Annotated in this window: 6 protein-coding genes; all 6 read left to right on the plus strand. The window is 27.6% G+C overall.

Features of this window, described 5'->3' with window-relative positions:
- Positions 1 to 45 precede the first annotated feature (45 nt).
- The 6 genes from CLPU_RS08330 (at position 46) to CLPU_RS08355 (ending at position 5,950) form a co-directional block, all read left to right on the plus strand.
- Positions 46 to 729 (plus strand): GTP-binding protein, encoded by a 684-nt coding sequence (locus CLPU_RS08330; protein ID WP_050355201.1) that lies wholly within the window; start codon positions 46 to 48, stop codon positions 727 to 729.
- A 24-nt stretch (positions 730 to 753) separates the two neighbouring features.
- Positions 754 to 1,758, plus strand: a complete 1,005-nt coding sequence (locus tag CLPU_RS08335) for an ATP-binding cassette domain-containing protein (protein ID WP_050355202.1) — start codon at positions 754 to 756, stop codon at positions 1,756 to 1,758.
- Positions 1,759 to 1,903: 145 nt separating this feature from the next.
- On the plus strand, positions 1,904 to 3,262 hold the full coding sequence (locus CLPU_RS08340; protein ID WP_050355203.1) for an MATE family efflux transporter: 1,359 nt from the start codon (positions 1,904 to 1,906) through the stop codon (positions 3,260 to 3,262).
- Between the two features lie 113 nt (positions 3,263 to 3,375).
- Entirely contained in the window at positions 3,376 to 3,861 is a 486-nt protein-coding gene (locus tag CLPU_RS08345; protein ID WP_050355204.1) for a peroxiredoxin, read from the plus strand.
- Positions 3,862 to 4,340: 479 nt separating this feature from the next.
- Positions 4,341 to 5,387 (plus strand): serine hydrolase domain-containing protein, encoded by a 1,047-nt coding sequence (locus CLPU_RS08350; protein ID WP_050355205.1) that lies wholly within the window; start codon positions 4,341 to 4,343, stop codon positions 5,385 to 5,387.
- 272 nt (positions 5,388 to 5,659) lie between these two features.
- Positions 5,660 to 5,950, plus strand: a complete 291-nt coding sequence (locus tag CLPU_RS08355; protein ID WP_050355206.1) for a hypothetical protein — start codon at positions 5,660 to 5,662, stop codon at positions 5,948 to 5,950.
- Positions 5,951 to 6,053: the final 103 nt, after the last annotated feature.

The raw sequence follows: 6,053 nt of genomic DNA on the forward strand, positions 1-6,053 counted from the left end.
TATGTTTTTTATATAGAAAATTAGTTATATATAGGAGGACTTAAGATGAAATTAGTGACAGTTTCAGGCCCACCATCATCAGGTAAAACTTCTATTATTATAAGAACAATAGAAATTTTAAAAAATGAAGGGTACAAAATAGGAATAATAAAATTTGATAGTTTATCAACTTATGATGACATTTCATATAAAAAATTAGGCATAGATACCAAGGTTGGATTATCAGGAAACCTTTGTCCAGATCATTTTTTTGTTAGTAATATAGAAGACTGCGTTAAATGGGGACTTGAAAATAAATTTGACATATTAATAAGCGAAAGTGCAGGACTTTGTAACAGATGTTCACCACATATAAAAGAGGTACTTTCCATATGTGTAATTGATAATTTATCAGGAGTAAATACTCCTAAAAAAATAGGTCCTATGTTAAAGCTTGCAGATATAGTAGTAGTAACTAAAGGGGATATAGTGTCTCAAGCAGAGAGAGAAGTGTTTGCATTTAGGGTAAAACAAGCAAATCCTAGGGCATCTATTATGTTCATAAATGGTATAACAGGTCAAGGTGCATATGACTTAAGTGTAAGCTTAAAGAATGCTCCAGAGATACAAAGCCTCTTAAATAAAAGATTAAGATTTTCTATGCCATCTGCCTTATGTTCATATTGTGTAGGAGAGACTAGAATAGGTGAAGATTATCAAGCTGGAAATATAAAAAAGATGAGTTTATAGCTAATAAAATAAGGAAGTGAGATTATGGATAAGAATATAATTTTATATAGACTAAAAGATTTATTTAAAGAGTATCCTTATACAGAAGATTTTTTTATATCAATGGGAATAAGCAATATTAATGTTAATTTATCATTTAAACAATTCATAGAAGGTCTAGAAGATGAAATATTGGAAGATATTGGATTCAATAAAGAACAAATGATAGAGAACTTTTTGCATTTTATGGAGAAGATGGACAATATAAAGAAATCTTTTGATAATACAATCAAATCTATAACAATAATAGGTGGACATGATAAATTAGGAAATGATGAAAATATAACTCTAAAGTTGAATACAGGAGAGGTTGCATGTATAGTGGGTCCTACAGGATCAGGTAAAAGTAGATTATTAGGAGATATAGAATGTTTGGCTCAGAAGGATACGCCTACAGGTAGACAAATACTTATAAATGATAAAATACCTGAATCAACAAAGCGTTTTTCTATAGAAAATAAATTAGTAGCACAACTTTCTCAAAATATGAACTTTGTAATGGATCTTTCTGTAGAAGAATTTATAACTATGCATGCTGAAAGTAGAATGATAGATAATATAAGTGATGTAGTGAAAGAGATTATACTATGTGCTAATAACTTAGCTGGGGAAAAATTTTCAAAAGATACACCTTTAACACAACTTAGTGGTGGACAATCAAGATCTTTAATGATTGCAGATACAGCCTTACTTAGTGTGTCTCCAATAATATTAATTGATGAAATAGAGAATGCAGGAATAGATAGAAAAAAGGCAATTGAACTTCTAGTAAAGAAGGAAAAAATAGTTCTCATGTCTACTCATGATCCTATATTGGCTCTGATAGGAGACAAGAGGATTGTAATAAAAAACGGAGGAATTAATAAAATAATAAACGTTACCTCAGAAGAAAGGTCTAATTTAGATGTTCTGCAAGAAATGGACAATAAAATGTTAGAGTTAAGGAATCACTTAAGAAATGGTGGCACAATAGACTTTAAAATAAGCTAAAATAATATATAAATATAAGACATATAGAGAAATAATACCTAGAAATATACTTTGAGCTTAAAAATCATATGGAAAGGACTTGACATTATAGTTACTATAAGGTTTAAAATAGGGCTGTAATCATACATTAAAGGAGAGAAGACTTATGAGTAACAAAGTGGACTTACTAAATGATGATGTTAAGAAGGTATTTCTAAGATATCTGATACCGAGTATAGGAGGAATGCTTGGTATGGCTCTATATGTCCTAGCTGATACTATGTTCATTGGTAGGGGGATAGGAAGTCAAGGATTAGCAGCGCTTAATATTTCTATTCCTATAATAAATGTCTTTAATGGACTTGGTTTACTTTTTGGAATAGGTGGGGCTACGGCACTTTCAGTAAGTAGGGGGCAGAATAGAGAAGATCAAGTAAATAATATTTTTACTAAATCATTAATAATGGCTTTCATAATTGGAGTAATATTTACAATTATAAGAATATTTTTCTTAGAAGAATTATGTGTTCTCTTAGGAGCATCAGGAAAATTACTTGAAATGTCTAAATCCTATTTAGGTGCTCTTATGGCATTTAGTATAGCATTTTTACTAAACAGTGCATTAACTGTATTTGTACGTAATGACAAGGCACCACAATTAGCAATGTGGGCTATGCTTATAGGTAGTATTACAAATGTAATTTTGGACTATATATTTATATTTGAATTTAAATGGGGAATGTGGGGAGCAGCAGTTGCTACTGGATGTGCTCCTATAGTAGGTCTAATTATACTAAGTACTCACTTTATAAGAAAAAATAATACAATAAAGCTAGTAAAGCCAAAATGGGATTTTGGTATTATAAAAAGAATACTATCAAATGGATCTTCTAGTTTCATTATAGAAATTTCAGCAGGGATAGTTATATTTGCTTTTAATAACGTTATTTTAGGAATATCAGGAGACTTAGGAGTTTCAGCTTATAGTATTATTGCTAACTTATCATTAGTATGTACAGCTATATTTACTGGTGTTGGTCAGGCAATACAACCTATTGTAAGTATAAATCACGGTGCTAATAAAGCTCAGAGAGTATATCAAGCAGTTAGACTTGCTCTATATACATCTTTAGGACTAGGAGTGATGTTTTACGCTATAGGAGTATTATTCCCAGATTTCTTAACTTCAATATTTAGTAAAAACAATCCTCAATTAGAGCAGATTACTGCACAGGGAATAAAAATATATTTCATAAGCTTTATAATTATGGGGGTTAATATAGCAATTGTATCATATCTCCAATCTATAGAGCGCGCTAAAATATCATTAACTATGTCTCTATTCAGAGGATGTATATTTATGATAATAGGATTGTTAATACTTCCGAGAGTACTTGGACTAAGTGGAGTATGGGCTACATTACCTTTTGCAGAAGTTATAACCTTAGTGTTATCTATAGTATTATTTAAAGATTGTAGGGAGATAGTTAAGTATAGCTTTAAAAAAGTACCTAGTAGAGCCTAGTTGATGAAGTCATGGAATTCCATGACTTCATTTTTCCATTATAGAAAATAGTTTAAAGGTTAGTACAAAGGGTAAAATGACACTATGATTATTAAAATAATGAGGTGATAAGATTGAGTCAAAATAATAAAGTAAAAATAGGAGAAAAAGCTCCAGATTTTAAATTAATATCTACTAATGGAGAAGAGTTGTCACTAAGTGACTTTAAAGATAAGAAAAATATTGTGTTATATTTTTATCCTAAAAATAATACTCCAGGGTGTAATAACGAGGCTTGTGAGTTTAGAGATATTAACGAAGAATTTGAAAAATTAGATACAGTAGTAATAGGGATAAGTAAAGATAAGATTGGTAGTCACAAAAAGTTTAAAGAAAAGTTTAATCTTCCATTTGACTTAGTAAGTGACGAAGCTAGAGATGTACATGCAACATATGATGTACTAAAGCCTAAAAAGATGTTCGGAAAAGATGTTATAGGAACCATAAGATCTACGTTTGTTATAGATAAACAAGGTAATATAGTGAAAGAATTTAGAAATGTTAAAGCTACAGGGCATGCAAATGATGTATTAGAATATGTGAAACAAAATATGAAATAAACATAAATAATTTTAGTTATGTTTATTTATTATGATAAAAAACTTATTATTTTAGCTATATTGCTTAATGCTACTTAACTATTATATAAAATTAACTTATTTTGAACAAAGATAATTAGTATATAAGTGAATACATATTATTGGTATTTATGTTGTAATAAGTATACAAATAAACTATAATTCAATACATATATAATATGACAGAAAAATTATATTTGAAGTAGTTGATGGAGATGAAGAAATTATCAAATCTAAAAATATAATACAAAATATAATAGAAAGTAGTTATATATAAACAAAATATGCTTTTATGTTAATAAATAGTTATAACATATTACGTTTTAATTATTAACTAGAATAAACTTTGAAAGTAAATAATAATGTATTAAAAATATTAATTTTCACTATAATTACGATGAAAATAATAATCTATTAAGAAAAAATAAAGTTTATTTATATTTCTCAAATAGGGGTGAAGGATGAAAGAATCTAGTATTAAGCAAAAGTTAAATACTACATTAGATAAAATAATTGATAATAAAAAAATATTTGGAGCAATTGCTAACATTCAATCTAGTAATAATTCTTTTTCATGGTCTAAATCAGCAGGTAACTTAAATAAGAATAGCCAATATGCTATTGCAAGTATAACTAAATTATATACTTTAGCAGCTATACTAAAATTAAGAGCAACTGGACATTTACAATTGGAAGATACTCTTTCTAAATATTTTTCAAAAGATTTTCTTTGTGGTTTGCATACATATAAAGGAATAGATTATTCTGAGAACATTACTATAAAACAACTTTTATCTCATACAACAGGGTTACCAGACTACTATACACAAAAAGGAGAAAATGGGAAAAGTATTTTTGATGAAGTAATTCTAAAAGATAAATCATTGTCTTTTGATGAACTTATATTAATGACTAAGAAAATGAAACCAAAATTCAAACCCGACGAAAAAAGAAAAGCCTTTTATTCAGATATAAACTTCGATATACTAGGTAAAATTATTGAAATTATAACTTGCAAGAAATTGAATGAATTTTTTTCAGAAGCTATATATGAACCATTAAATCTGAAAGATACTTATTTATATGATGTTGATAGTAAAGATAGTTTTGCTCCAATCTATTTTAAAAAACAAATTTTACATAGGCCACTTTTTATAGCATCAGCATTTTCATCAGGGGGTATTGTGTCAAACGCACAAGAAAATATGATTTTTTTGAGGGCATTTTTTGAGGGAAAACTTTTCCCAAAAGAATATTTAGAAGAACTATATATTTGGAATAGGATACAGTGGTTTCCCTTAAAGTACGGTATTGGCATGATGCAATGCAAGATGTCAAGATTAATGTCACCTCTATTTCCTGCTCCTGAAATAATAGGACATAGTGGATCAACAGGAACATTTGCTTTTTATTGTCCTAAAAAAGATTTATTCATAACAGGTACAATTAATCAAACAACTAAAAATCCATTTCAACTTGTGTATAGACTATTAAATTGTTTTGATTAATTATATAACATGCATATAATGAGCATAACTTATTTATTTAAGTTATGTTTATTTTTTATACAAAAAAATTATTATTTTTAGCTATATTGCTTAATATCTCTTGACTATTATGTAAAATTAATTGATTTTGAACAGAGATAATTAGTATATAAGTTAGTACACGCTGTTGAAATTTATATTATAATAAGTATACAAATAAACTATAGCTTAATACATAACAGTTATTAATTTATTAATTATAAAGATATATATAATCGTTGGAGGTTTTGAGATTGAATATTTTTTTAACTATTTTAAGTGGAATATTAATAATTATTTTGGTATTAGAAAAAACATCTAACTCTAAGAAAGAGTTAAAAAGAAAAATCGAACAGTTAGAGAATGAAATCTTATTACTCAAAAAAGGCGAAATTAGAGAATTAGATGATGAAGTAAGAATTCTATTATGCGAAAATCAACATGTAAAGGCTATAAAACTAGTGAGGGAAACATTAGGTTTTGATTTGTTAAAGGCAAAGAAGTATGTAGATAATATAGAAGATGAGGATAATTGCAAAAAATAAGTTTATTAGTATAAAGTTTTTCTAAAAATGTTTTTAGAAAAACTTTTGTTGTATGTAGAAAACCACCTGCTATGCAGGTGGTTCCAAAAAGCTTGTAGCTATG

This window comes from Gottschalkia purinilytica (assembly GCF_001190785.1).
Lineage (GTDB): Bacteria > Bacillota > Clostridia > Tissierellales > Gottschalkiaceae > Gottschalkia_A > Gottschalkia_A purinilytica.

Coding starts and splice junctions, on each gene's coding strand:
- CLPU_RS08330 (WP_050355201.1), top strand. CDS start 46: ATGAAATTAGTGACAGTTTCAGGCCCACCATCATCAGGTAAAACTTCT.
- CLPU_RS08335 (WP_050355202.1), top strand. CDS start 754: ATGGATAAGAATATAATTTTATATAGACTAAAAGATTTATTTAAAGAG.
- CLPU_RS08340 (WP_050355203.1), top strand. CDS start 1,904: ATGAGTAACAAAGTGGACTTACTAAATGATGATGTTAAGAAGGTATTT.
- CLPU_RS08350 (WP_050355205.1), top strand. CDS start 4,341: ATGAAAGAATCTAGTATTAAGCAAAAGTTAAATACTACATTAGATAAA.